The sequence below is a fragment of the Cetobacterium sp. ZWU0022 genome, assembly GCF_000800875.1.
Classification (GTDB): Bacteria; Fusobacteriota; Fusobacteriia; order Fusobacteriales; family Fusobacteriaceae; genus Cetobacterium_A.
In genome coordinates this window covers 60,888-85,874 of the sequence record NZ_JRJZ01000077.1, presented here as the reverse complement: position 1 = coordinate 85,874, position 24,987 = coordinate 60,888, and the positions used below count along the sequence as shown (strand labels likewise).

Annotated in this window: 22 protein-coding genes; 10 read left to right on the top strand and 12 right to left on the bottom strand. The window is 28.1% G+C overall.

Annotation, left to right across the window (positions count from 1 at the left end; genetic code table 11):
- Positions 1 to 6: 6 nt before the first annotated feature.
- The gene (locus L988_RS06400; protein ID WP_052191730.1) at positions 7 to 1,392 is read right to left on the bottom strand and encodes an FAD-binding protein; all 1,386 of its coding nucleotides are present in this window, start codon (positions 1,390 to 1,392) and stop codon (positions 7 to 9) included.
- Positions 1,393 to 1,563: 171 nt separating this feature from the next.
- Here L988_RS06400 and L988_RS06395 point away from each other — a divergent pair, with 171 nt between their 5' ends.
- Positions 1,564 to 2,574 (top strand): LacI family DNA-binding transcriptional regulator, encoded by a 1,011-nt coding sequence (locus L988_RS06395; RefSeq protein WP_047382664.1) that lies wholly within the window; start codon positions 1,564 to 1,566, stop codon positions 2,572 to 2,574.
- An 80-nt stretch (positions 2,575 to 2,654) separates the two neighbouring features.
- A complete protein-coding gene (locus tag L988_RS13635; protein ID WP_156110714.1) occupies positions 2,655 to 2,813 on the top strand; it encodes a hypothetical protein in 159 nt (52 codons plus the stop codon).
- 57 nt (positions 2,814 to 2,870) lie between these two features.
- On the opposite strand, the gene L988_RS06390 is transcribed toward L988_RS13635, so the two are convergent.
- Entirely contained in the window at positions 2,871 to 3,506 is a 636-nt protein-coding gene (locus L988_RS06390) for an NAD(P)-dependent oxidoreductase (RefSeq protein WP_047382662.1), read from the bottom strand.
- Positions 3,507 to 3,671: 165 nt separating this feature from the next.
- Between L988_RS06390 and L988_RS06385 the strand changes: the two genes are divergently transcribed.
- Positions 3,672 to 3,992, top strand: coding sequence for a helix-turn-helix domain-containing protein (locus L988_RS06385; RefSeq protein WP_047382660.1), 321 nt, complete (start codon positions 3,672 to 3,674; stop codon positions 3,990 to 3,992).
- A gap of 43 nt (positions 3,993 to 4,035) precedes the next feature.
- On the opposite strand, the gene L988_RS06380 is transcribed toward L988_RS06385, so the two are convergent.
- Entirely contained in the window at positions 4,036 to 5,304 is a 1,269-nt protein-coding gene (locus tag L988_RS06380) for a Gfo/Idh/MocA family protein (protein ID WP_047382658.1), read from the bottom strand.
- Between the two features lie 157 nt (positions 5,305 to 5,461).
- Between L988_RS06380 and L988_RS06375 the strand changes: the two genes are divergently transcribed.
- The 5 genes from L988_RS06375 to L988_RS06355 all read left to right on the top strand — a co-directional run bounded on the left by L988_RS06375 (position 5,462) and on the right by L988_RS06355 (position 11,500).
- Positions 5,462 to 6,433, top strand: a complete 972-nt coding sequence (locus L988_RS06375; protein ID WP_047382657.1) for a LacI family DNA-binding transcriptional regulator — start codon at positions 5,462 to 5,464, stop codon at positions 6,431 to 6,433.
- Between the two features lie 79 nt (positions 6,434 to 6,512).
- On the top strand, positions 6,513 to 7,766 hold the full coding sequence (locus L988_RS06370; protein WP_047382654.1) for a sugar ABC transporter substrate-binding protein: 1,254 nt from the start codon (positions 6,513 to 6,515) through the stop codon (positions 7,764 to 7,766).
- Between the two features lie 2 nt (positions 7,767 to 7,768).
- On the top strand, positions 7,769 to 8,650 hold the full coding sequence (locus L988_RS06365; protein ID WP_047382653.1) for a carbohydrate ABC transporter permease: 882 nt from the start codon (positions 7,769 to 7,771) through the stop codon (positions 8,648 to 8,650).
- Positions 8,651 to 8,659: 9 nt separating this feature from the next.
- Entirely contained in the window at positions 8,660 to 9,478 is an 819-nt protein-coding gene (locus L988_RS06360; RefSeq protein ID WP_047382651.1) for a carbohydrate ABC transporter permease, read from the top strand.
- 93 nt (positions 9,479 to 9,571) lie between these two features.
- On the top strand, positions 9,572 to 11,500 hold the full coding sequence (locus L988_RS06355; protein WP_047382650.1) for an alginate lyase family protein: 1,929 nt from the start codon (positions 9,572 to 9,574) through the stop codon (positions 11,498 to 11,500).
- 73 nt (positions 11,501 to 11,573) lie between these two features.
- On the opposite strand, the gene L988_RS06350 is transcribed toward L988_RS06355, so the two are convergent.
- Both L988_RS06350 and L988_RS06345 read right to left on the bottom strand, forming a co-directional pair.
- Positions 11,574 to 12,455: a carbohydrate ABC transporter permease gene (locus L988_RS06350; RefSeq protein ID WP_047382648.1), complete on the bottom strand. Its 882-nt coding sequence runs from the start codon at positions 12,453 to 12,455 to the stop codon at positions 11,574 to 11,576.
- A gap of 39 nt (positions 12,456 to 12,494) precedes the next feature.
- Complete coding sequence (locus L988_RS06345; protein ID WP_047382646.1) at positions 12,495 to 13,415, bottom strand: sugar ABC transporter permease; 921 nt, start codon at positions 13,413 to 13,415, stop codon at positions 12,495 to 12,497.
- Between the two features lie 238 nt (positions 13,416 to 13,653).
- Here L988_RS06345 and L988_RS06340 point away from each other — a divergent pair, with 238 nt between their 5' ends.
- Complete coding sequence (locus L988_RS06340) at positions 13,654 to 15,207, top strand: helix-turn-helix transcriptional regulator (protein ID WP_047382644.1); 1,554 nt, start codon at positions 13,654 to 13,656, stop codon at positions 15,205 to 15,207.
- Between the two features lie 64 nt (positions 15,208 to 15,271).
- On the opposite strand, the gene L988_RS06335 is transcribed toward L988_RS06340, so the two are convergent.
- From L988_RS06335 to L988_RS06310, 6 genes are all read right to left on the bottom strand, one after another.
- Positions 15,272 to 16,426, bottom strand: a complete 1,155-nt coding sequence (locus L988_RS06335) for a glycoside hydrolase family 88 protein (protein ID WP_197053950.1) — start codon at positions 16,424 to 16,426, stop codon at positions 15,272 to 15,274.
- A gap of 11 nt (positions 16,427 to 16,437) precedes the next feature.
- On the bottom strand, positions 16,438 to 17,979 hold the full coding sequence (locus tag L988_RS06330) for an extracellular solute-binding protein (RefSeq protein ID WP_047382641.1): 1,542 nt from the start codon (positions 17,977 to 17,979) through the stop codon (positions 16,438 to 16,440).
- Positions 17,980 to 18,113: 134 nt separating this feature from the next.
- Entirely contained in the window at positions 18,114 to 18,956 is an 843-nt protein-coding gene (locus L988_RS06325; protein ID WP_052191728.1) for a carbohydrate ABC transporter permease, read from the bottom strand.
- A complete protein-coding gene (locus tag L988_RS06320) occupies positions 18,916 to 19,902 on the bottom strand; it encodes a carbohydrate ABC transporter permease (protein ID WP_081990310.1) in 987 nt (328 codons plus the stop codon). The genes L988_RS06325 and L988_RS06320 overlap by 41 nt, the downstream gene beginning before the upstream one ends.
- 16 nt (positions 19,903 to 19,918) lie before the next feature.
- The gene (locus tag L988_RS06315) at positions 19,919 to 21,202 is read right to left on the bottom strand and encodes an ABC transporter substrate-binding protein (RefSeq protein ID WP_047382639.1); all 1,284 of its coding nucleotides are present in this window, start codon (positions 21,200 to 21,202) and stop codon (positions 19,919 to 19,921) included.
- A gap of 12 nt (positions 21,203 to 21,214) precedes the next feature.
- A complete protein-coding gene (locus L988_RS06310) occupies positions 21,215 to 22,972 on the bottom strand; it encodes a glycoside hydrolase family 35 protein (RefSeq protein WP_047382638.1) in 1,758 nt (585 codons plus the stop codon).
- Positions 22,973 to 23,194: 222 nt separating this feature from the next.
- On the opposite strand from L988_RS06310, the gene L988_RS06305 reads away from it, so the two are divergent.
- Positions 23,195 to 24,145, top strand: a complete 951-nt coding sequence (locus tag L988_RS06305) for a LacI family DNA-binding transcriptional regulator (RefSeq protein WP_047382636.1) — start codon at positions 23,195 to 23,197, stop codon at positions 24,143 to 24,145.
- A gap of 57 nt (positions 24,146 to 24,202) precedes the next feature.
- On the opposite strand, the gene L988_RS06300 is transcribed toward L988_RS06305, so the two are convergent.
- Positions 24,203 to 24,934 carry a GntR family transcriptional regulator gene (locus L988_RS06300; protein WP_047382634.1) on the bottom strand — a complete coding sequence of 244 codons (732 nt, stop codon included), beginning with the start codon at positions 24,932 to 24,934 and terminating at the stop codon, positions 24,203 to 24,205.
- Positions 24,935 to 24,987 lie beyond the last annotated feature (53 nt).

Below are 24,987 nucleotides of genomic sequence, written 5' to 3'. Positions count from 1 at the left end.
CTTATTCTAAGCTACTTTTAACATGTCGTAACTTTTCATTACGAAACGTGTCGCACCATTGAAATTATTTTTACCTTGCTCAGTTGGATATGTATGTGCGTCAACTATAGTCCACATATATGCATCTTCTTGTTCAAATAGTGCATTAGTCATAACATCTCTACGTTCATCCTCTGCAACAAAACGCTTTCCTGATTTATTTACAAATATTCTATCCTCAACACTTCCCTCTATATTTCCACTCAAACTTCCATTTATAGGATCTCCCATCGGAAGAAGCTGAATGTACTGTAAACCAACCAAGTTTGCTGCTGCTTTTTCAGCTGCCATAAACATAACTTCACCTGTTGCTCCCGGATGATTTGTTGTTGGGATATCTTTTGTAAGCTTTGAGTTATAGTGTTGACGAAGTTCAACGTTAGCACCAAATCCACCTGTTGCAATTACAACTCCATTTTTAGCTTTTGCTACAATATTTTCTTTTCTTCCTAATGCTTTCACTCCTACAACTCTTCCGTTTTCTAATATTAAATCTTCAACTTTTGTATCTGTCAGCACTGTTATTCCCTTATTTTTAGAGATATAATCCTCGTAAGTTCCTATGAATCCTGTTCCTAAAGGTTTTTCTGGTTTGTGACTTCTTGGATATAAAGCTCCTAAAACTGTAAATATCTCATCTTTGAATCCCATTCCTAAGCTTTCTAACCATTCGATTCCTGGATATGAATTTTCAACAAAAGTTTTTATTAAAACTGGTTTTCCTAATTTATCTCCACCTTCAAATGTATGTTTATAATGTAAATCTACTGAATCTTCTATTCCTAAAGGTTTTTGTCTCTTTGGGTCTACAGCATTATATGCTGATCCAGCAATAAGAGTGTTCCCTCCAACTCTTGGCATCTTCTCTAAAACTAATACTGTTGCACCATTTTGATGAGCTGAAACTGCTGCTGCTAAACCAGCTCCTCCACCTCCAACTACAATTACATCTGCATTATACTCTCTATTCTCTTTTACTGTATTTGTTACAACTTTTTTTCTCAATGTATTTAAATCCCCGCCTGCTGCTCTTAATGCTCTTGTTATAGCAGCAATTACCCCTTTACTTGTTGCTGTAGCTCCTGCAACCTCATCCACTCCAAGACTTTGATACTCAACAACCTCTGCTGGAATTCTTTGTAAAGCTACATCTGATATAAGTGGACTCTCATCATGTTTTACTATTTTTACACTTTCTATTTTTTTCGAATTAACTTTAACCTCAACTTGGATATTATCTTTATATCCTGGTGCAGAACCTATATATGTTCCTGGCTTAAAATTAGATGCTACAGCAAATTTTGAAATAATAAGTGTCGATAAAATTAACTTATCAATCATTTTAAATTTCATATCTCCTCCCGTTTTGCGCAATCGGTTGCGCATTATTTTTTATGATTATATTACTATAAAAACTATAAAATGTCAATTTTTAAATTATTATGTAATAAAATACTATATTTAAATATAAAAAGATATAGTGTAAAATAAAAAGGTAGTAATTAAAAGTTTATGGAGAAAAATATGGGAAAAATTACATTAAAAGACATTGCTGCTAAAACTGGATATAGTATTTCAACTATATCAAGAAGTTTAAGTGATAATAATCGAATTCCTTTAGAAACAAGGGAAGAAATAAAAAAAATAGCAAAAGAGTTAAACTATACTATAGATATTAATGCTCGAAACCTTTCTAAAAAAAGTTCAAATACAATTGGTGTTTTCATGCAAGATGATTTTTTTAAAATACCTCATAGCACATTTACAAATGTATTTTGGAGCACACTTCACGAAGAGATTCAATTAAAAAAATACGAACCCGCTTTATATCTCTTTAAAAATACCGAAGATTTTAAATACAAAGTTTCACAACTTTTCAATAGTGGAATTATTGATGGAATTATAATCTTTTCAAAAATGCTAACGAATAGTGAAATTGAATTTTTAAAAGAGATGAAATATCCTTACTCTCTTCTTTATTATGGTCCTGAAAAATATTCTGAAGAAGTTTTTACTGCTGATAACTACAGTGCTGGAAAAATAATCACTCAATATCTTTTAAATCGGAACTTAAAATCTATTCTTACTATAACAACTGACATGACTCCTAGTTTTAAAATGAGAACTCTAGGTTTTAAACATGCTTTAGAAGAAAACGGAGTGACCTTCAACGAAAATTCAATTATAAAGTCCTCACCATCTTTTGAAAACGGAGTAGCTATAGCTCACGAGTTATATGGAAAATTGGGCACAATTGATGCTATTTTTGCTCAGCACGATATTTGGGCTCTAGGATTAATAAAAGGATTTAATGATTTAGGAGTTAAAATTCCTGATGAAGTATCTATTATTGGTCATGATAATCTTAGCTTTAAAAATTGGTTTTCACCTGAACTTACAAGTTTTACAATTGAAACAAAGAAAATATGCTTTGATGCTATCGAAAGTTTAATTGAGGATAAAATCTATCAAAGAAAAAAAATCCCTACTTCTAAAACTTTAGGAACACTTATTCTTGGAAAAAGTGTAAAATAATTTACTAATTATTGAAGGAACTCTACTACTCTTTATGTATAAAAGAGCAAGGAAAATCAAAGTTCAATAGGAGGTTTAAAATGAAAAAATTAGTTATAGCTTTTTTATTCAGTTTAATATTTATTGCTTGTTCTAATACAAATGTTAATCCTACTCCTGCAACTACAGCTGTTATGGAGATGGATCAAATGGATACGGATAATTTTGGACCTAAACTAGATGTAGATACTTTTAACTGAAACAATACTAAAGGAGATGATAAATATCATCTCCTTTAGTATTTATTTCCATCTATTTTATCTATTTTCACCTACTACAGAAAAACGCTTTTGAATATAACTTTTATTTTTCAACTCATCAACCATAGCTATAGCAAAATCTGCATAACTGATATAGCTCTCACCTTTCGAATTAACGATTGCAACCTCTCCTCCTAATTTATACTCTCCTGTTCTAATCCCTTCTGCATCAAAGAAACCAGCAGGACTTAGATATGTCCATTTCACATCATCTCTTTTTCTTAATAAATCCAATGAATCAGACGATGCTGTTGCTAGTGCTAAATACTCTTTTGGGAATTCCGGAGTATCTATAAGCTGAATTTTCAAACTTTCATCTGTATATAAGCTACCTGCTCCACCTACTATCAATAAACGTGTTTCTGAATTTGAAAGTGTATCAGCTAAATGCTCGATAACTGTTGACTGTTGTCCAAATTTTTTCTCTTCCCAAACACCAAAAGCTGAAATTACAGCATCGAACCCTTTAAAATCTTCACTTTTTAAATCCATAATATCTTTTTCTACAGCTTGAATCCCTAAAGTTTTATCTTCATTTCTTACAAATGCTACAACCTCATATCCTTTATCAACTGCTTCTTTTACAACCAGTCTTCCCACTCTTCCGTTTGCTGCTACAACTGCTATCTTCATTTTAAATCCTCCCTTTTTACTCTTTTTTCTAAAATTTTCTTGTTTTTTTCCTTAGATGATATTATAATACTTTTTTAAATCTCTTTTGTGAAGTACGCACTTTAAGGTGCTATAGTTACTCTAGAGAAACCATATTGAAAATATTAGTATTTGGAAGGTGTATATATGAAAAATTTACCTGCATGCCCTGTTGAAGTTACAGTTATGTTTATTAGTGACCGTTGGAAAATTTTAATTCTTCGTGATTTGATGGATGGAACAAAAAGATTCAGCGAATTAAAAAAATCTTTGGGAACAATCAGTCAAAAAGTTTTAACATCAAACTTGAGAACTATGGAGTCTTACGAAATTTTAACAAGAACAGTCTATCCTGTAGTTCCACCTAAAGTTGAGTATTCACTTACACCTCTCGGATATAGCTTAAAACCTGTAATAGATTCTATGGCCGCTTGGGGAGAACACTTTAAAGAAAAGACGAGTATTTAATATATTGAAAAAAAGGCCCAATAATTAGTTGGGCCTTTAAGATTTAATTAAATTTATTCAAGTATTCCTTCATATAAACAACATTTCCATTAACTCTTGAACTTTCTGCCGCAAAAGCCATAATATGACTTTCTAAAGATGTTCTAGGACTAGTTCTTGAATCCTCCTGTCTTCCTAAACAAAAATTTATAAAATCGTTCATTAATCCCGTATCTCCTCCTCCATGGCCACCTTCTAAAATTTCAGGAATAATTTCAGTTTTCTTTCCATTTGCAAAACGTCCACTTCCTTTTCCAAACTCATAAACTTCAATATGATTTTTTGCATCATTCCCTCTTATTTCTCCTTTAGTTCCCATTATCTTTATAGTTCTACAAACTTCGTCTGTAAAAGCTGAAAGATTAAAAGTTACATTCACTTCATTTTCAAATTCTATTATAGATACCATATTATCTACAACATTGTTATCGCATTTATAAACACATCTTCCATACTGATTATCTTCTAAAGATTTTGTTAAAGCTTCCTCTGTCTGAATTTCAGTAGCTACTAGTGTTGGCCAACAGCCTATATTATTATAATATATTTTTTTTGGTGAATATATACAACTATCTATATATTTGCATTCTAAGCATCTATCTGCTGATCCTTCAGGTGCATTTTCTTTTTTAAAGTACTTTAAGGTTCCAAAAGAAGCTATTTTTTTACAAGGATTTCCATTTAAAAGCCATGATAAAATATCTAAATCATGACAACTTTTCTGTAAAATAAGAGGACTTGTTTCATCAGAATTTCTCCAATTTCCTCTTACAAAACTATGAGCAAAATGGAAATTTCCTATATTTTCATTATGTTGTATATCTACAACATCTCCAATTATTCCACTATCTATTAATTCTTTTAACTTACTAAAAAATGGTGTATATCTAAGTACATGACAAACCATTATTTTTACTTTATATTTTTCAGCCATTTTAACTATATTGATACACTCTTCAACTTTATTTGACATTGGCTTTTCTAAAAGAATGTTATATCCTTTTTTCATAGCTAGCTCCATAGGTTCAAAATGCATATCATCACCTGTTGCTAAAATTATAGCGTCACAAAATTTATCTTTTTCTAAAAATTCATTCCAAGTGTTAAATACATACTCAGGTAAAATTTCATGAGCTTTTATCATTTGCTCTCTTTTTATAGGATTTGGTTCTGCAACAGCAACAATCTCTGCTTCGCTACTGTTTTTTAAAATAAAATTAGCATATACATCTTTTCCTCTATTTCCTGCTCCAATTACACCTATTTTTAACATAAAATAATCCCTCCTATTTTTGAATACGTATACATTTATTTTAATGTGAGTATAATACATGATTTTTAAATTGTCAAATTTTTTTCATAAAAATTTGCTTATCATAAATTTATAGGGTATTATTTTTTATATAACCTGATTTACAAAAGGAGAATCTATGAAAAGTAAACGAATGACTATGACAGAAATTGCAAATTTAGTTGGTGTATCACAAGCTACTGTATCCAGAGCTATAAATCAACCTGAAAAAGTTAAGCCTGAAGTAAAAGAAAAAATTCAATATTTTATTGATAAATATAAATTTATTCCAAATGAAAATGCTAAAACTATGAGAGGAGTTGGAAGTAAAATTTTAGGTTTTATTGCCTTTAGTTTTTCTAATTATTACTACTTAGATATGATTAAATACGCAGAAAATTTAGCAAGAGAAAAAGGCTATAGCCTTCTTATTATGAATTCTGAAAAAGATTCTAAATTAGAATCTGATCATATCAAAATGATGCTAGCTAGAAATGTCGAAGGAATACTTATAACTCCTGTCGATGAAAAAAATCTGAATTTTTTAGAAAGTACAAATGTCCCATTTGTAGCTTTAAATGATAGTTTTCCAGGTCACAATTATGTAACAACTTCTCTTATAAATGGTGGTGAGATTGCATGTCAACATCTTATAGATCAAGGACATAAAAACATAGGATATATTGGTGGAGATTACAAACAGTATAATCCAAAACTTGATGGTGTAAAGAAAAAATTGAAAGAATACAATTTAAACTTTAAATCTGAATTCTTTATAAAAGTTGACACAATTACTCTTTCTGAAAATGATATTGAAATTATTTTAAAACAAAAAAAACTTTCTTGTACTGCTTACATTGCATCTAATGATGAAGTAGCTTGTTTATTCATGAAAAAAATTAATGAGTTTGGCTATAAAATTCCTGAAGATATCGCTTTAGTTGGATTTGATAATACCATTGTTTCTAAACTTCTTAATATTACAAGTATTACTCAACCTACAGAAGCTATGATCAAAGCTGGTATTGATTTTGTTCTAAGTAAAGAAAGTATAAAGAAAACACTTCAATTATCTCCTGGAATCGAAATACGAAATAGTAGCTTAAAATAAATTTGACAATTCTAAATCTATGAGGTATATTTTATCAATTAAAGAATGAATACGTATACAAAAATTTTAAGGGGGTTTTATGAAAAAATTTATTTTATCACTATTAAGTTTAGGTATTTTAGCTTCTATTTCAGGTTGTAATAACGAGAATAATTCTAGTAATAGCAAAGAAAAAGTTTTAAAACTTGCTCTTTGGGACGCTAATCAAAAACCTGTTATTGAAAATATGATTAGCAATTTTGAAAAAGAGAACCCTAATGTTAAAGTAATTGTAGAAATTACACCGTTTTCTCAATATTGGACTAAACTAGAAACTGCTGCTACAGGTGGACAACTTCAAGATATCTTTTGGATTAATGCACCAAACTTTACAAAATACGCCAAAGCAAATATGATTTTACCCATTCAAGATTTAGTTAACAATAAAGCAATCGATACAAAAGCTTTCCCTGAAGGTATGATTAAAATGTATACTTATGATAATAAGCTAATGGCCGCTCCTAAAGATATAGATACTACTGCTCTTTGGTATAATAAAGATTTATTTGATTCTTTACAATTACAGTACCCTAATGATAACTGGAACTGGGAGGATATGATTAAAACAGCTAAAGAGATAAAAAATAGAAGTGGAAATTATGGTTTAGCATTAGGATTTTCTGGACAAGAAGATTATTATGAAATAATCTCTCAATTTGGAGGACGAGTTATATCTCCAGATAAAAAAACTAGTGGTTTTTCAGATCCTAATACAATAGCTGCAATAAAAGAGATTAAACAACTTCTTGACGATAAAATTATACCTAGTCTTGGAGAAATTGCTGATACTAAATCTTCTGATCTTTTCCAATCTCAAAAAGTAGCTATGACATACTCTGGCTCTTGGATGGTTAAGCAATATATGAAAAATGAAATCATAAAAGATAAAGTGGATTTAGCAAAACTACCTTTAAAAAATAATGATGCTGCTATTATTCATGGACTTGGGTATGCTATTTATTCAAAGACTAAATATCCTGAAGAGGCAAAAAAACTAGTAACATATTTATCTACTAAAGATTCTCATGATATCCAAGCAAAAAGTGGAATAGTTATTCCCGCCTATATTGAGTCACAAGAAATTTGGACAAATTCATATCCTAATTTAAATCTACATGGTTACTCTAATATGCTTCCTAACGGAATAGAATACCCTGCATCTCTAAATACTGGAAAGTGGGAAGATATTATGAATGAATATCTTAACAAAGTTTGGATGGGAGAATTAACACCTGAAAAAGCCTGTGAAATTATAAATGAAAAAATGAATTCTATTTTAAAAGAGGAAGTTTAATTATGAGAAAAGATAAACTTCAAAATAATATATGGGCATATCTTTTGATTGCCCCCCTAGTTCTCGGGATCGGAATTTTTTATATATTTCCATTTTTTCAAAATATGTATTTTAGTTTAACTAATTTAGGTACTTTTGGACAATTCGAGTATATCGGCTTCAAAAATTATCAAAAGTTAATGTCTGACCCTAAAATGTATCGAGCTTTAAAAAATACTTTTATTTATGTACTATTCTCTGTTCCTTTGGGAATAACTTGCTCTACTTTAGTTGCAACTATGCTAAATAGTAAAATTAAAGGTCTTACTATTTATAGGGTTTTATATTTTTTACCTGCTGTTACAATGCCCACAGCTATTGCTATGGTATGGAGATGGATGTACAATAAAGAGTTTGGAATTTTAAATCAACTTTTAAATAACTTTGGATTTGAATCTAGAGCTTGGTTATCAGACCCTCAAACAGCTTTATATGCGGTTATAATTGTTGCTATTTGGTCAAATATTGGTTATAACATGGTTATTCTTCTAGCTGGTTTACAAGGAATTCCTAAGATGTACTATGAAGCTGCTAAAATAGATGGTGCTGGTCCTATAGTTTGCTTCTTTAAAATAACTTTACCTCTATTAAGTCCATCATTATTTTTTGTTACAGTGATGTCTTTTATCAATTCTTTTCAAATATTTGATTTAGTTTTTATGATGATAAATAGAACTAATCCTGCTTTTGAAAGCAGTATGACAATAGTATACTTCTTCTATACTAATGCTTTCCAAATGTCTGAACGAGGCTATGCTGCTGCTATTGCTGTTGTTTTATTTATTATTATTATGGCTTTTACTTGGATTCAACTTAAGCTACAAAAAAAACTAGTTAACTATTAGGAGGAGAATATGGACGAGAAAAAAGAAAAGATATTTTTACATATCGTTCTTATAACTGGAGTGATATTTACCTTAATTCCATTTATTTGGATGTTTTTAACCTCTGTTAAAACTTTAGGAGAAAGTATTCAAGTTCCACCTGCAATATTTCCATCTGAGTTTAAGTGGAGTAATTATAAAGATGTTATGGCTACTATGCCTTTTATGAAATTTTACTATAATACTATTGTTTATACTGTAATTAGAACAATTGGCCAGATTATATTTTGCTCTATGGCAGCTTATGCTTTTGCTAGAATTGAATTTCCATTTAAAAATATAATCTTTCTCTTACTTTTAGCTGTTTTAATGGTTCCAGGACAAATTTTTTTACTACCTCAGTACATGATTATTCAAAAATTAGGACTTTTAAATACTCTAAGTGGTCTTATTATTCCTGGATTATTTAGTTCTTTTGGAACTTTTTTAATGAGACAATTTTTTATGACTCTTCCTAAAGAACTTGAAGAAGCAGCTATTATAGATGGATGTAATCATTTCCAAATATATTATAAGATTATGTTACCTCTTGTTAAACCAGGAATTATCGCTTTAATCATAATAACTGCTCTTGCTAGTTGGAATCAACTTATGTGGCCTCTTATTGTTAATACTTCTACTGATAAAATGACATTATCTGCTGGATTAGCAGCTCTATCTGGTCAACATGGGACAGATTATCCTTTAGCTATGGCTGGAGCTATTCTTGGAGTTTTACCTATGTTAGTCATGTTTATTATATTCCAAAAGAAATTTATTGAAGGAATGGCGTCAACTGGAATTAAATAAAATTAAATTTTAATAAGAATAGAGAAAATCTTTAATAATTTAGATTTCTCTATTTTTTATATTATAAATATAAATTTGGAGGTATATAAAATAATGAATCCTTTTTCAATTCACCATTATAAAGAGTTATTGGAAACATGTGATTTAATTTGTGAAAATACATTTATTTTCAATCATAAGTGGGATATGGAAGTTTGTAAAATACCATATACATTTGAAGATAAAATTCAATGGACAAAAATACCATTTGGAGATCCTGAATGGACTTTTATGTTAAATAGACATAAGTTTTGGATTTATTTAGCAAAAGGGTATATTTTAACTTCAAGCTCAAAGTATTTGAATAAGCTTTTTTTACAAATTAACTCTTGGATTGATAACGTAGATATTTCAAAAGAAAAATATAAAAATTGTTCAAGAACTATTGAAATTGGAATTAGATGTTTAAATTGGATAAAAACAATAAATTTACTAAAAAAAACAAATTGTAATATAGATGAAATCGAAAAAAAAATGATAAGCTCTCTCATAACTCAAAGTAAAGTTTTAATTGATTTATATGATGATTTTAGAATTTTAAGTAACTGGGGAGTAATGCAAAACTGCGGATTGATTTCGTTAGCATTAAATTATAAAAATTTGTATCCTGAATTGGAAAATAGTATGAAACTTGCTCTTGAAAGACTTAAACATCAATGTTGTATTCAAATTTTAAGGGATGGAGTGCACTGGGAAAATTCACCACTATATCATAACGAAGTTTTAAATTGTCTTTTAGATATAGCATTTGATTATGAACATAAAAATATTCAAATACCTAAATTCATTTTAGAAGCTATAAAAAAATTGGCATATGTAGATGCATACATGAAAAAGCCAAATCATGCTCAACCAATTCAAGGAGATAGCGATGAAATCGATTTAAGAGATATCATAACAAGAGCGGCTTATATTTTGAAAGATGAAGAGTTAAAATACTTCGGATATGGCTATTTGGATTCTGAATCAATATGGTATATTGGACAAGATAATATTTCTAAATTTGATAAGATAAAAACTATTCCACCAAAATACTCATCGATAGCTTTAAAAGAAAGTGGTAATTTTTATTTAAGAGATTCTTTCGAAGAGAACAGTAATTATCTTTGGTTTAGATGTGGATCAATAGGTAGTGGGCATGGACATGCTGAGCATCTTCATTTTGATTTAGTATCTGAAGGTGAAGATTTTATCAGTGATCCTGGAAGATTTACTTATATGGAAAATAAAGAGGAAAGAGAGCTTTTAAGAGGATGCTTTTCACATAATACAACAATTGTTGATGAAAAACCATTTAGTGAATTATCTGGTGCTTGGAATATAGATTCATCAGCTCTTACTCTAAACTCTTATCATCTATTTGAATCAGATTTTGACTATGTTGACGCTGGTCATTTAGGATATATAAATTTAGAAACACCAGTAATTACAAATAGAAAAATACTATATTTTAAGATTGGAATTTGGGTTATTATTGATGAGTTTCTGAGTGAAGGTTCACATAAATATTCTCAACTCTTTAACTTTAATCCCAATAAATTTCCAATTATAAATACTAATAAATCAATTATTTCAGGAAAAAAGACAAACCTCTTTATGTATTGGAGTGATAAAAATATAGAACTTAAATTAAAAGAGAGTATTTTTTCAAATGAGTACAATAAAAAAGAGAAAAATTTTAAACTTGTTTCAAGTGTAGAATCAATAGGAAATAAAACTATCTTTACAATTATTTCATCTAAAGAATTAGATGTTAAAGAGAGTATTATTTTAAGAGGAGATAAAAGTTCAGTCCCCAAAAATGAAGCTGCTGCTGTTGAGATTAAATTAGATTCTAAAAACAAAATAACTGTATTCAATTCAATGAAAGATATTAATAACTCCAAAAAAAGTTATTTAATAGATGATGCTTTGATTTATGGACGGACAGGGTTTATAAAAAATAATGAGGAAGATATTACTATTAAGATAATAAAATATTGATAAACTATAAAAAACTAAGAGATTACAATCCAAATTAAAGGAATGAATTCTCTTAGTTTTTATTTTTTAATAACTACTCTTTAACAGCTCCCAAAGTAACACCTTTTTTGAAAAACTTTTGTATAAAAGGATAAACTATTAAAATTGGGATTATAGATAGAACTATAACCGCATAGATAATAGATTGTGGTGACGTCAAGCTCTCAGGTGTTATAATTTGTGCCGCTTCTCCAGCCATAGTTCTTTCGACGATTAATTTTTTTAAAAATACTTGTAATGGCATCTTTGAATCATCTGTTAAAAGGACCATTGTCCAAAAGTATCCATTCCATCTAGAGATAGCATAAAAAAGAGATACCGTTGTCAAAGCTGATACTGAAAGTGGTAGATATATTTTTGTCATTATTTTCCATTGGCTAGCTCCATCAATTCTAGCAGACTCTTCTAAAGACTTAGGTACAGCTTCAAAGAAACTTTTTAAAATAATAACATTAAACGTGTTAATTGCAAAACCTAAAATAACAGATGTATAACTATTTATTAATCCCAAATCTCTAAAATTCAGATACCGAGGTATCATCCCTGGATCAAACCACATTGTTATTACAATTAAAAGTGTTATAGTTTTTCTAAACTTTAGCTCTGACTTAGATAAAACATATGCACCAGTAATTGTAAAAAACATACTTACAAGAGTTCCTACAACTGTTATAAAAATACTATTGGCATAAGCTAACCAAATTCCTTCTAAACTCATAGCTGCTTTAAATGAGGCTAAGCTAATACCTTTTGGTAGTAAATACATCTCTCCTATCTCTAAAAGATATGGTTTTGTAACAGATGCTGAAAATACATATATAATAGGATATATAAAGATTATTCCAAATATAGTCAACAATATATAGTTTATAAAATCAAATATTCTTTCATCTTTTGATTTTTTTATTTTATTCATAGTATCTCTCCTATAAAATATTTTTTAATACCTCAAATATTACCAAAGACCTGAAGATGTTATTTTTTTACTCCATCTATTGGCAAGGTACACTAAAATAAATCCAATAATAGCATTGAATAGTCCCACCGCTGTAGCCAAACCAAAGTCTTGCATCAACATCCCTGTTCTATAAACATATGTACTTATAACATCAGATGTTGAATATGTTGCTGGTTGATAAAGCAATAACACAGTTTCAAATGCAACATTTAACATACTTCCAACTTTTAAAATTAACATAATAACAATTGTTGGAATTATTGATGGAAAAGTTATAAATCTCAATTGTTGGAACTTTGTCGCACCATCTATTTTCGCGGCTTCATATAAGGATTCATCAACGGACGTCAAAGCAGCTAAATATATTATTGCATTGAATCCTGTACTTTTCCAAGTATTCATTCCAGTAAAAATACCTCTGAAATATTCTGGTTTAGAAAGAAAATAAATTTTTTCAAACCCTATTTTACTTAAAATATGATTTATAACTCCACTACTTGGCGAAAGAATATTTATAGTAATTCCAGCTGTAACCACAATAGCGATGAAATATGGTAAAAAAGATATTGTTTGAATAATTGATCGAAAATATCTATTTTTAACCTCATTAAGCATCAATGCTAAAATAATTGCAAATGGAAATTCAAAAATAAGGCTGTATATATTTAAAAATATGGTATTTTTGAGAGTTGTATAAAAATATGGACTTGTTAAAAACTCTCGAAAATTATCTAAACCTATCCAATCACTTCCTGCAATTCCTCTAAATAAATTAAAATCTTTAAAGGCGATTATAAGACCATACATCGCTTTATATTCAAATAAAATATACCAAAGTAAAAATGGCAAAAGAATTATGTAAAGCGACAATTGATCTTTAACATTCCCTCTTTTAAGATAGTTTTTAAACTTTTTCATAATACCTCCCTCCATGTCTATTTTATATATTAAAATTATAGTTTATTATTATAAGGGTGTAAATCATCAATTTATGATATCCCATTTTCTATATTTTTTGATAACAAATATATTTTTTCTTAAAAACTCTTTAAAAACTTTTTCTTTTTAGTGGTATTTTTAATAACATATAGTTTTTTTTCGATACAAATATGTTATAATAAACATACTATAAATAAAATTTTAGAAAGGTGCTAGTATGAAATTTGAAAAGTTATTGATGATAATTTTTATTTTAACAAATATATTTTTAGTAACTTTAATCTATATAGATGGTGAAAAAAATTATACAAAAAATTTAGCTATAAAAATAGAAGAGAAAAAAAATATTTTTGATATAAAAACCGGTTTAATATACTCATCTATTTTAGATTTAAAAAATGAAGAATCTATTTTAGAATACGAGGAAAATCCAACACCATATAATAGATTAAAAATTTTTAAACTATTGAAGTCTAAAAATAATTTGTTCTCTAAATTTGGTTATGATATAGCCTTTGCAAATAAAAAGTCTAATGTATTTATAACTTCTAACGGTGTTATTGATAAAAATCATTTTTTAAAAAATATAGGAATTTATTCTGATCTTGAAACTTTACCAAATATAATTGAGTATAAAAACTTTATAACAATATTGATATCTCCATCAAAATATGAGGCTATTCAAGATGGAACTTGGGTAATCAGTATTGATAAAAATATCTTTTTTTCAGACTTAAAAATAGATGGATTAGGAGAATGGTCTATCGAAAGAGATTATAATTATGAAAGTCCTTATAGCTTTAGAAATAACTATTATGATTTTAATCTCGTTTTTAACCCAATTAAGGCAAATATATTGCCATTTATAATATTGAGTATATTCAAAGTTCTATTTATAACAACAATTGTTTTTATATGTATTTTAAAAATTTTTAAGTTTATTCAAACTCCAATTCTTTATATAAATCAGAAAAAAAATTTTAGAGACTATATTTTAGGTATCAATCAATATAGAGATATCGAGAGTTTTACAGAGCGATTTAAAGATATGAAACTTCCTTTAAATCTTATTTTGGTAGAATTTTTTGATTCAAATACAGAAGAATTTTTTCTCGGAATAAATCATGAAATAAAGAATTATTTAATGAAATATTTAAACAGCTTAAAAACTAGTGAGGTAATAGATATTGATTATAGAAATGTTCTTTTTTTAATTCCCAAAGGGGAGTTCAATAGGTTTTCAGAATTATTAGCTATGATTGAAGAAAAATATAAAATGAAATTAATATTTACAGTTTCAAATGAAATAACAGATTTAAAACTACTTCCTAAAGAGTATATAAAATGTAAAATTTCTAACAGATTACAAAATATAAATATGTTAGGATACAAAAAAATAATAAATAAAATAAGTGATCTAAAATTAAATAAAGAAAAAGAATCTGACGTTGAAATGAAAAATAGAATAGAAAAATATTTAGAAGATAACTATGCAAAAGATTTTTCTCTAGAGGACCTTTCAGATTATTTAGGTTTTTCATTTAGATATACAAGTCTTCTTTTCAAAAAAAATATGGGTGATAACTTTAAAAACTATTTAAATCTATTTAGAATAAAAAAAGCAAAAGAAATAATACGAGCAGATAGAGGTGTAAAAATTAAAGATGTGGCTGAGATGGTTGGCTACAATAGTTCTAATACATTTATTAGAATTTTTAAAAAATATGAAGGTGTTTCACCAGCTAGATTCTTTTTAGATAATAAAAAATAAAAAGAGGTAACAAAAACAAAAAAATAGATGAAGTCCCTATAAAAGGAAACTTCATCTATTTAATTTACCAATATCTATTCCAATTCTTAAAAATTCGAACTAATGCTTCTAAGTAGAAATAATCTCCCCAAATATTACACTCTTTTACCCCTGAATTATGAGGAATAGAGTAAACAGCATCAGTTAATAGCCCATTAGAGTGTTCTAATTTTTTTGTTGTATAGTTATTGATTATAGAGTTTAAAATTTTGAATGCAACCTCTAGGTGCCTAATTCTATCTGGATCATTTTCATCTAATTGAGAGGACATTTCAAGAATTCCACAAACCGCGATAACTGCAGCAGAAGTATCTCTTGGTTGGTCGTCTCCATCATTAAAAACAAGATCCCAGAAACATACGTTATCTGCTGGTAAATGATCTATAAAATAATTTGTAACTTTCTTATAAGCATCAATATATGACTCATCTTTTGTATATTCATAAGCTAACGCAAACCCATAAACTCCCCATGCTTGTCCTCTTGCCCAAGCTGATGAATCAGAGTATCCTTGAGCAGTAACTCCTTTTGTAGGATTACCAGTCTTAGGATCAAAATAAAAAGTATGATGTGTTGAATGATCCTCTCTTATAACAACATTTTTAGCAGTTTCTAGATGCTTTGTTGCAATTTCTGCAAAAGTTTTATCGCCTGTAACATCTGAAGCCCAAAATAACAAAGGCATATTCATATTACAATCAATAATTAATCTATAGTGATCAGGATTATCTAAGTCTCCCCATGCTTGAATAAATTCACCCTTCTCTTTATATCTTGTTATAAGATGTTCAGCAGCTTTTACCCCAATGGATTTAGCTTCGTTACATCCTGTTATTTTATAGTTTGCAACAGCTGAAAGAGAAAAAAGAAAACCTATATCATGATGATTTAGATGTATTTTTTTTTCAATTCTTTCTTTATAGTCTTTTAATTGATATTCGGCAAGTTTTCTATACTCATTATTTTGAGTAATCTCATAAGATAACCAGAGCATTCCAGTCCAAAATCCAGAAACCCAATCATCTCCATCTAAACCATTTTTCATTCCAGAATAAACATTATTCACACTAGCTGCTTTAGGATATGTATCAATAAAATTATATAAATTTTTATCAATTTTTTTTAAAGCTTCATGAATCCCATAAAAAAGTTTTTCTTTAGATAAATTAGTATAATTCATAGCCACATCCCCTATTTATTAACTCTATCGTATGCTTTTTGATTTATCTCAATTAAATTTTGTAAACCAATTTTATTAATTCTTTCAATAAATTTATCGTATGTTTTATCAAAATCTTCAGCACCTAAAACCCATTTTTGACACATCTCATCTAAAGCCATCGATAGTTGTGAGTTTATTTTTTGAACCTGCTTCGCTTCTTTTGGTGTATATTTGAAAAGTGGAGCTGGATCCATAATATAACCATTATTCATATACATCTCTGACCACTCTGTAGCTTTAGGATCTCCCCAAGCTTTTTCATATTCATAATCTTGACGAGCACCCATTTTAAATTGAATTCCATTATTTAAAAGCGCTTGAAGCGGTGTAGTTTCTGAACTCTTCATAATTTTATCTGTATAATATTTTTTACCATTTTCATCTCTTAAAAATGTATTCCCTTCAACTCCCCAATTATAAAGCTCATACCCTTTATCAGAGAACCAGTAGTCCATATATTTTATAGCAACAACAGGTTCTTTTGTACTAGCTGTAATTCCCCATCCACCCATAGATGTTACTCTCGCATCAGGAGCATAACTTTTTCCTTTATATTGTGGAGGTGCAATTGCTATAAATTCAAACTTTTCATTTTGCTTTTTTAAATCTGCATCATTATTATAAGCAGTAGTACTTGCAAACCAATCAAAAGTTACTCCGCCAATATCATTTCTTAACATATAATCTCTACCAGCAAAACCTCTAGTATATATTTCAGGATCTATCAGACCCTCTTTATACCATTTAATAACTTCAGGCATAGCCTCTTTAAACCTCTCTTGAGATGGACCATATTTAACTACTCCATTATCTATATAAAATCCATATTCAGCTCCAAATAATCCAACTAACTCTTTTGTTGCAAACTCAGTAGTTCTTTCAAAGTATGGAATTTCATCAGCTTTTCCATTTCCATTTGGATCTTGTTCTTTAAACGCTTTTAAAACTTTATAAAAATCATCCATAGTTTCGGGCACTTTCAATCCTAACTTATCTAACCAATCTTTTCTTATAAATAAACCTTGAGAAGCTTTCATTGCATACCAATCATAGTAAAATGGAATATAATATATATTTCCATCAGCAGCTACTGCATCAGCTTTATATCTCGGATATTTTTCAAAAAAAGCCTTGATATTAGGTGCATGTTGATCTATAAGACTATTTAATGAAATCATACCTCCTGACATTCCCAAATTTTCAATTTTATCAGGATATGCGTAAGAGATTATATTTGGTAAATTTCCTGATGAAACTGCAAGATTAAATGCTTGAATCTCATCAGTTAAATTCTTAGAAATAGAACTTTCTAACTTTACATTTGTATCTTTATAAGCTTCTTGGAAAGTTAACCAATTTTCATCGAATACTTTACCATTTTGAATAGCTAAAATTGATAAAGTTACAGGCTTTTCTGTAATTTTGTAGTCTACATTATCTTTTTTAACTTCGTTAGAAAAAGCATTCATACAGATTAATGAAGCTAGTAGCAATAATTTTCTTTTATACATATTTGAAACCTCCCCAAATCATTCTTAAGCCAAGTATACTCTTTAACTACTATCTTTATCAATAGACGGTTTTCAATTTATTTCTAAAAGTTCCTATTTTGAATATTTTATCTAATCATTTTCTATTTTATTTTTTATTCTTTAACTGCTCCAGCGACTATTCCCGATAAAATCTTTTTCTTAAATATTAAATACATTATAACTGTCGGTAACATAACTATAACTATCGCAGCCGATAACTTAGCCCATGACCCACTACGCCCTACATAACTCATTAACATTGTTGTTAATGTTGCATTTTTAGCACTTGGCATATAAAGATATGGTGTAAACATATCATTTAAAACATCAACAGATTTTAATATTATAAGTGTAGCTGTTGCTGGTAAAATTAATGGAAATATAACTTTCCAATATATTTTAAAATATGAGCATCCATCTATTCTTGCACTTTCATCTAAAGAATATGGTATTTGATCTATAAATTGTTTGTATACGTATATCTGAAGTATATCTGTTGATATATAAATCACCATTGGTGCTAATAAAGTATCGTATATACCAAGTTTTCCTATTATTCCAAATCTTGTTATCTCAGCAATAAAACTAGGAATCAACATAGAAAAACTAAATAAAAAGAAATATACTTTTTTTAGTTTAAATTCAAATCTACTTAAAGAATATGCAACCATACTGCTTAAAAGAACATTCATTGTTATCGTTCCTAAAACTAAAAGTATAGAGTTTTTAAATCCTGTCAGCACATTTCCATTTTTAAAAACTTCTCTATAATTCTCTAATGAAAATGGTAATGGTAAAGATAAATGATATCCTTGAGATATTTGTTCAGGAGTCTTAAAAGATGATAGCACAACTAAGAATAAAGGAACTAAAACTATCAATGTTATAATTATAAATACTATATGATTAAGAATATTAAATAATACCTCGCTCGGCTTCTTTTTTCTCAAGTTCATACCCATCCTCTCCTACCAATTTTTGATTTTTCACATCCTTACTTTTGAAAAAACTTCTGATTTTACTCAACTTTTTTTTAAATTTTTCTGGTTCTAAAAATAAATCTTGAATTATTGAGATAACTATAACTGCAATTATTAAAACTATAGCCATTGCACAAGCTAATCCAAAATTGCTAAATTCAAAAGCCGTTTTAACCGTATGTAAAGCAAAAGTTGTACTACTCGTTCCAGGTCCACCACTCGTCATAACAAATGGAATATCAAAAACCATTAGTGCGCCCCTAACATTTAAGAATAACACTATGCTTAGTATGGATTTCATATTAGGTATTATTATTTTTATAAATTGTTGTAATACTGATGCTCCATCTATTAATGCAGCTTCTAGCATATCTTTATTTATTGATTGTAGTCCTGCTAAAAAAAGTATTATATGAACTCCTGTAAATCTCCAAAGAGAAACTACTACCAAAGAGTAGTTTACAATTCGAGGATCACTTAACCATCTAACCTTTCCAATACTTGCAAGAGCTAAAAAACCATTCAAAACACCATCTTCTGAACTATATAAAAAAGAAAACATATAAGCTATTGCAACACCATTTATTATATAAGGCATAAAAACTATAGTTTTAAAAAATTCACTTTTTTTTATATATCTATCTAAAATCATTGCTAAATACATCTCTAATGGAATAAAAATTAAATGCAGTATAAAATATAAATTATTATTTTTTAAACTTTGCCAAATATCCTTTCTTTGAAATACTTGAGTATAATTTTTTAGACCAATATAATTATAACTAGGATTTATTCCATCCCAATCAGTAAAACTTATTAAAGCTAATTTAAATCCAGGGTAAAGAACAAATACAAATAATAATATAGTTGGTACTATTAAAAAACATACTAATAATATATTCTTCTGTGTTTTATTTTTCATACTTTACTCCTAAAAATTATTTTATATTTTCTTGAGCTTCTTTCCATTTTTTATTATATTCATCCATATATTCTGAAAAATTAACTCCTTGTATCATCTCTTGACCCATTCTTTTAACATCAAAAGAAATATAATTAGCAATCTTTCTAAATTTTTCATCTCCACCTTTTTGAAGTACAACTTCTGGATTTGGAATACTTGCTATGGCTGTATTAAAAATACTTTCTCTGCCTTTTACTTCGTTTACAGCGGGAAGAACATTCATGTATGTTACATATTCTTTATAATAATCACTTTTAAAGAACCAGTCTAAAAACTTTTTAGCCTCCTCTTTATTTTTACTATATTTTGGAATCGATAAAAATACCTCTGCTGAAACTAGATATCTAAATGGATCATCCTTTGTTTCCCTAGCAGGTAATACAAATACTCCTATATCATCTAATGTTTCTTTGGTCATCTCTTTTTCCAAATCCATATAAAACCATTGCCCTGCTGCTAACATAGCTGATTTTTTAGCTGCAAACATACTTTTCTCTTGATCCCAACCATATCCTAAAGGATCATCTCCAAAAGGTTTCATACTGTAATACTTATCTAGCATATCATAAGCTACATAAAATGGTTTCCCAGATGAGAATGGATCTTTTTCTACGGCCATTTTACTTAAAATATCATTACCTCCTGGTACTAAAAATGGCATAAATTCATTAAATGGATATGTTGTCCAAGAGTCTTTAGCTCCTAATGCCATTGGAATATATACTCCATTCTCTTTTATCTTTCTTGAAAGCTCCACAAACTCTTTCCACGTTGTAGGTATTTCAAGATTTAAATCGTTAAAAATACTTTTTCTATAATAAATAAATTCATTGAATCCATACATTGGTAATCCATATACATTGCCATCAATTTCGAAATCTTTAGCAAATTTATTTACTTTTGTAGCTTCACTTTCATTTAAAGGAAGTAATACACTTTTAAAACTTTCCATAGTTACAACTCTTACTGGAAAAATATCAGGTAACTTTTGTGCTGAATTTCTTATTTTCATTGTATTATCATATTCCGTTGCAAGTATTTTTTCCATTTTTATTGTTACATTTGGATTTATTTTTTGATAAGCTTCTGACAGACTATTTATGTCCATCATATACTCTTCACCAGTTCCAGTAAATGTTACAAAACTTAATTCTACTTTTTTATTCTCTGTGCTTACAGTATCTTTTTTTTCACTATCTCCACAACCTGCTATAAATAATATTGATGCTAATCCTAAAATTTTTAAATATTTTTTCATTTTATCCTCCTCTTAAAAAAGTTTTGATTCTGCAAAAAATTCCATAGTTTCATCATTTTTATGAAGTTCAAAAATAACAATTTCATTCTCGCCATTTTTCAAAAGAGGGCCTGGGACGTATAATCTCTTTTGAGGTCCTTTGTTCCAATACTTTCCTAAATTGAAGCCATTTATATAAACAACTCCCTTTTCCCAACCTGTAAAGTCTAAAAATGTATCTGCTATATCACATACATTAAATGTTCCTTTAAAGAATCTAGGATAATTTTCAACATCTTTAATATCTTCTTCAAAATTCAATTTTGAGATATCATCTAACGTTATTGTATAAATTTCCCAATTAAATAAAAATTGTCTATCTAGCCTAACTCCTTCTGTAATTCCTTTTCTATCTTTTAATAAAGGACCATAGTTGATTCTCCCCATATTCTCAACTAAAATCTCTAAAGTGGATTCTTTCTCTTCAGAGTTCAATATAATCTCTTGATTTATATCTCTATCAATAACTCCTTTAAAATCACCATTTAAAAATACAAGAGCTCTATCTCTAACATCTTGTAAAATCAACGGCATATCTTCAATAATTCCATTAACTTTTGTTTTATATAGTATAAATCCATAGTCTTGATTTAACTCTTCCATAGTTTTTACATAAGGTGATGTATGATACTCTGCAATTGATTTTAAACTGTTCCAAAGAGAAGTACTCTTTTCAAAACTTGCTTTTCCATACGCTATTTTTTTAGAATCTTCTACTTCATACTTTTTATAATTTTTATGCTTTTTTATACTTACTTTATCTTTTAATTTTTCCAAAGTATTTTTAACTAAATAATACTTATTTGTTAAATCTCCAGCTTCTGTTAAAAGAGCATCGTAATCATAACTTGTGACAGTACATCTCTGTTCAGTATTATAGTTTGCACCATTCATGAAACCAAAGTTTGTTCCACCATGAAACATATAAAAATTTACAGAGATATTATTTTCTAACATATATTTAAACTCTTCAACTACCTCTTCACTATTTCTAGTTATATGCTCTTGTCCCCAATGATCAAACCATCCAATCCAAAACTCCATAACCATTTTAGGCATATTTACTTGGTATTTTTGTAGTAGATCAAAGGCTTCTTCTGTCTTCGAACCAAAATTTATAGTTTTCCAAATATTTGGAAGAGTTCCTCCTGATAGCATCCAATGAGTTGGACCATCTGAAGTAAACATAGGTATGTCTATATCTCTTTTCAAAAAAGCTTCTTCTAAATAATTTAAATATTTAAAGTCATTTCCATAACTTCCATACTCATTTTCTATTTGAATAGCTATAATTGGTCCACCATTTGTTGAAAGATACTTTAGAATTTTAGGAATCAATATATCGTAATATCTATCTATCTTTTTAATATATACTGGGTCCATTGTTCTAAGTCTTATTCCTTCATACTTTAGTAACCAAGCTGGTAGTCCTCCAAATTCCCATTCAGCACAAATATATGGTGACGGTCTTAAGATTACATAAAGGCCCTTCTTGTCAGCTAAAGATATAAATTCTTCAAGATCTAACATTCCAGAGAAATTATACTCTTTCTCTTTAGGTTCATGAAGATTCCAAGGAACATATGTTTCTACGCAATTAAATCCTGCTGAAGCTATCTTTTCAAGCCTATCTTCCCATTGTTCAGGTAAAGTTCTAAAATAATGCATTGCACCAGATATAAGAAGAGTTTTTTCTCCTTCTATTACTATATTTTCACCTATAAATTTCATCTTTCCTCCACTCTTTCCATTTATATTTTTACTATATTAAGTTCTTTTAAAAAACAATACGTTCTTAAAATAATAAAAAAAATATAAGAATACGTATTCTTGATATGAGTTTATTCTATGAATTCATTTTTGTCAAGACCAATATTTAATATTAAAATTTATTTGACAAATTCACTAAAAAATATTTTAATTAAGTTCTTAATACTTTTGAAAGGTGGCTTTATGAAAAAAAATTTAACAATGAAAGATATCGCAAAATTAGCAGGCGTTTCTCAACCTACTATTTCAAGAGTGATCAATGGAAATCCAACTGTTGATCCAAAAGTACGAGCTCTTGTTGAACAAATAATTTTAGACCAAGGTTTTAAACCAAACTCTAGTGCTAAAACTTTAAGAAGTAACTCTTCTAAAATAATTGGAGTTATACTTTTTGACTTATCTAACTACTACTATTTAGAGATGATTAAATCTGTTGAAAAAGCAGCTCGAAAAAATGAATACACAGTTATTATTCTTAACTCTGAAGGAGATAAACTTTTAGAAAAAGATCATATTTTAAATTTACAGGCAAAAAATGTAGAGGGGATTATTATAGCTCCTGTTGCAGAAGAAAATCTTGAGTTTCTTAAAAAAAAGAATGAAAATTTTATAATTATAGATTCTATCGTTTCTGACTATCCATGTATTTATACATCTCTTTTTCAAGGAGGAAGAATTGCTACTGAATATCTTTATAACTTAAATCATAAAAAAATTGGATTTATTGGTGCAAATAAAAAAAATATAAAACTTTTAGGAATAAAAAAGTTTTTCTCTGAAAAGAATTTAATTTTTGAAAACGAATGGTTTGTAGAAACAGATACTACTAATAGTAATCTTGAAAATTTATCTTTAAAACTAGATTCTATAAAAGATTTCCCAACAGCTTTTATCACATCTAATGATGTTATTGCTTTAAATTTAATTAAGGAACTCGAAAAAAAGGGCTTATCTTCTAGTAAAGATATAACAATTCTAAGCTTTGATGATACCATTATATCTACTGCTTTAAATATTACTAGTATAAAACACCCTGTTAACCTTATGATGGAATACGCAATAGAATATCTTTTAAATGGAAACAAAAAGCTTATTCATAAAGTTCTTGATCCAATTTTAATCAAAAGAACTTAATCTAATTATATATATTAAGAGATGACTTTTTTGCCATCTCTTAATTACATACTTTTTTTACTTTTCTAAATTATTTAATCGAACCTTGTATTTAAAACTATTTCCTTTTACAATTGATTTCGTATACTCTATAATATTATTTTTTTCAAATGTATATCTTTCAAGAATCATACCGCAATCTCCAGGAACTGCATTTAAAAATAAACTATCATTTTCATTTAAAATACAAGGAGAAAAAGACTCTTCAGCATATGAAATAGAAACATTATATTTAGTTTTCATTAAGTTGTATAATCCATTCAATTCAATATCACTTTCTAAAATCTCTTTAAACCTCCATTGAGGTAAATATGTTGTTTCATACATAAGAGATTCATTATCAGCTAAACGAACTCTATTTAAAATAAATACTTTTTCAGAAGGATTTATATTCAATTTTGTAGCAATTATATTTCCAACTTCTTTTAAAATCAGATTCAATATTTTATTTCCTGGAATTTTACCTATCTTAATCATTTCATCACTAAATGAATAAAAACCATTTAGCTCTTGATCTATCTTGCAATTTGATACAAAATTTCCTTTCCCATGTATTTTATATATATCTTTTTGTTTTTCAAGCTCAGATAAAGCTTGTCTAACTGTAGCTCTACTAATACTATAAATTTCTGATAGTTCTCTTTCAGATGGAATTTTATCTCCTTCATTGTATGTACCAGATTTTATTTGTTCTAAGATTAAATTAACCAACTGTAAATATAGTGGTGTTGTGGAAGATTTATCAATCATTCTAAGACCTCCTTAATAAAATTTAATTTTCCCAAATTATATCAGAGTTATTA

Bases quoted from the DNA above. Each gene is read 5' to 3' on its own strand.
- L988_RS06320 (WP_081990310.1), bottom strand. From the start codon at position 19,902: ATGAAAAATAAAACACAGAAGAATATATTATTAGTATGTTTTTTAATA.
- L988_RS06375 (WP_047382657.1), top strand. From the start codon at position 5,462: ATGAAAAGTAAACGAATGACTATGACAGAAATTGCAAATTTAGTTGGT.
- L988_RS06335 (WP_197053950.1), bottom strand. From the start codon at position 16,426: ATGAATTATACTAATTTATCTAAAGAAAAACTTTTTTATGGGATTCAT.
- L988_RS13635 (WP_156110714.1), top strand. From the start codon at position 2,655: ATGAAAAAATTAGTTATAGCTTTTTTATTCAGTTTAATATTTATTGCT.
- L988_RS06330 (WP_047382641.1), bottom strand. From the start codon at position 17,979: ATGTATAAAAGAAAATTATTGCTACTAGCTTCATTAATCTGTATGAAT.
- L988_RS06365 (WP_047382653.1), top strand. From the start codon at position 7,769: ATGAGAAAAGATAAACTTCAAAATAATATATGGGCATATCTTTTGATT.
- L988_RS06355 (WP_047382650.1), top strand. From the start codon at position 9,572: ATGAATCCTTTTTCAATTCACCATTATAAAGAGTTATTGGAAACATGT.
- L988_RS06390 (WP_047382662.1), bottom strand. From the start codon at position 3,506: ATGAAGATAGCAGTTGTAGCAGCAAACGGAAGAGTGGGAAGACTGGTT.
- L988_RS06350 (WP_047382648.1), bottom strand. From the start codon at position 12,455: ATGAATAAAATAAAAAAATCAAAAGATGAAAGAATATTTGATTTTATA.
- L988_RS06325 (WP_052191728.1), bottom strand. From the start codon at position 18,956: ATGAACTTGAGAAAAAAGAAGCCGAGCGAGGTATTATTTAATATTCTT.
- L988_RS06300 (WP_047382634.1), bottom strand. From the start codon at position 24,934: ATGATTGATAAATCTTCCACAACACCACTATATTTACAGTTGGTTAAT.
- L988_RS06360 (WP_047382651.1), top strand. From the start codon at position 8,660: ATGGACGAGAAAAAAGAAAAGATATTTTTACATATCGTTCTTATAACT.
- L988_RS06305 (WP_047382636.1), top strand. From the start codon at position 23,195: ATGAAAAAAAATTTAACAATGAAAGATATCGCAAAATTAGCAGGCGTT.
- L988_RS06395 (WP_047382664.1), top strand. From the start codon at position 1,564: ATGGGAAAAATTACATTAAAAGACATTGCTGCTAAAACTGGATATAGT.
- L988_RS06315 (WP_047382639.1), bottom strand. From the start codon at position 21,202: ATGAAAAAATATTTAAAAATTTTAGGATTAGCATCAATATTATTTATA.
- L988_RS06310 (WP_047382638.1), bottom strand. From the start codon at position 22,972: ATGAAATTTATAGGTGAAAATATAGTAATAGAAGGAGAAAAAACTCTT.
- L988_RS06345 (WP_047382646.1), bottom strand. From the start codon at position 13,415: ATGAAAAAGTTTAAAAACTATCTTAAAAGAGGGAATGTTAAAGATCAA.
- L988_RS06370 (WP_047382654.1), top strand. From the start codon at position 6,513: ATGAAAAAATTTATTTTATCACTATTAAGTTTAGGTATTTTAGCTTCT.
- L988_RS06385 (WP_047382660.1), top strand. From the start codon at position 3,672: ATGAAAAATTTACCTGCATGCCCTGTTGAAGTTACAGTTATGTTTATT.
- L988_RS06380 (WP_047382658.1), bottom strand. From the start codon at position 5,304: ATGTTAAAAATAGGTGTAATTGGAGCAGGAAATAGAGGAAAAGATGTA.
- L988_RS06400 (WP_052191730.1), bottom strand. From the start codon at position 1,392: ATGAAATTTAAAATGATTGATAAGTTAATTTTATCGACACTTATTATT.
- L988_RS06340 (WP_047382644.1), top strand. From the start codon at position 13,654: ATGAAATTTGAAAAGTTATTGATGATAATTTTTATTTTAACAAATATA.